Below are 1,468 nucleotides of genomic sequence, written 5' to 3' on the forward strand. Positions count from 1 at the left end.
GCCGCCGCCACGGGCAGCAGCGCGTACCCGGCCGCCAGCGCGGCGGGCGCGCCGGTCAGCGCCAGCAGCACGGGGAACGCCTCGGCCCGCAGCACGAACCGGACAGGACCGGTCAGCCCGGCTTCCCCGAGCCGCTTCTCGACGCCCTTGGTGGCGCAGCGCCGGTCGGCGAGCTGGCAGAGCAGGAACACCGCGCCGAAGATCCACGGCGAACCGGTCGCCGCCGCCACCACCGGCAGCAGGCAGGACGCGAGGACGAGCAGCGTTCTCATCAGGCTCCGGTCTCCAGGGACAGCATCTTGAGCAGCTGGTCGACGACCCGCCGCGCCGCGTGCCCGTCGTCGTAGGGGCAGTACTTCGCGGCGAACCGGGCCCGGGCGTCCGCGAACCCGGCGCCCTCGGCCCGCACCGCCGCGATCACCTCGCCGGTGGTCCTGACCAGCGGGCCCGGCGCCTCGGCCGCCAAATCGAAGTAGAAGCCGTGCACCTCGTCCCGGTAGCGCTCGTAGTCGTAGGTGTAGAACACCAGCGGCCTGCCGGTGCCCGCGAAGTCGAACATCGAGGAGGAGTAGTCCGTGATGAGCTGGTCGGCGACCAGGTAGAGCTCCGCGATGTCGGGGTAGGCGGTGACGTCGCGGACGAACGCGTCCGACCGCCGCCAGTCGCGGTCCAGCGGCGTGTAGTGGTGGCCGCGGATCAGCAGCACATGGGTGTCGCCGAGCGCCGTCCGCATCTCGGCGAGGTCGAGGGCGGGCCGGACGGGCTCCTTCCGCTCCCCCTGCGAGGCGTCGTCGCGCCAGGTCGGCGCGTAGAGCAGCACCTTCTTACCCGCAGGAAGACCGAGCCTCGCCCTGACCTCGGCGGCGCGCTCCGCCCGTCCCGGCGCGTACAGCAGGTCGTTGCGCGGGTAGCCCGATTCGAGGATCTCGCCTTCGTAGCCGTAGGCGCTGCGCATGATCGGGGTGGTGTGCGGGTTCGGTGAAAGGACCAGATCCCAGGACGGGACCTCCCTCTCGGCCCTCGCCCTGGCGTCCGCACGTGCCTCGAGCAGGGTGGTGACGTCACGGCCGATGGTCTTCAACGGGGTGCCGTGCCAGGTCTGGAGGTAGATCTGGTCGTCCCGTTTGGCGAACCAGCGGGGCATCCGCTGATTGCCGACGATCAGCCGGGCCGTCGCCAGGGCCTCGAAGTGGGCGGCGGAGCCCGCGACGACCGTCCGGGCGCCGGGCGGGGCGGGGAACTGGCCGTCCGCGCAGACCCACAGGTAGTCGAGGGCGAGGTCGCGGCCGCGCAGCTCCTCGAAGATCGCGCGCGGGTTGCAGGCGTAGCGGCGGCCCTCGTGGGTGTCGAACACGACCGCGTCGCGGAGCGGCCGCTTCCGCATCCGCGGGTAGTCGCGTTCGACCAGCACGTCCTTGGGCGGGGTGCCGGGCACCGGCCGGCGGCGCACCCGCAGCGTCAGCCCGGC

Annotated in this window: 2 protein-coding genes; both read right to left on the reverse strand. The window is 72.8% G+C overall.

The window, feature by feature from the left end; all coding sequences use genetic code 11:
* On the reverse strand, nt 1-272 hold a 272-nt coding region (locus ACYVE7_RS33925; RefSeq protein ID WP_460370660.1), incomplete at its 3' end, for a hypothetical protein.
* The coding region (locus ACYVE7_RS33930) for a CDP-glycerol glycerophosphotransferase family protein (RefSeq protein ID WP_460370663.1) at nt 272-1,468 on the reverse strand (1,197 nt) is incomplete at its 5' end. The genes ACYVE7_RS33930 and ACYVE7_RS33925, both read right to left, overlap by 1 nt.

The organism is Actinocorallia lasiicapitis (assembly GCF_054778695.1).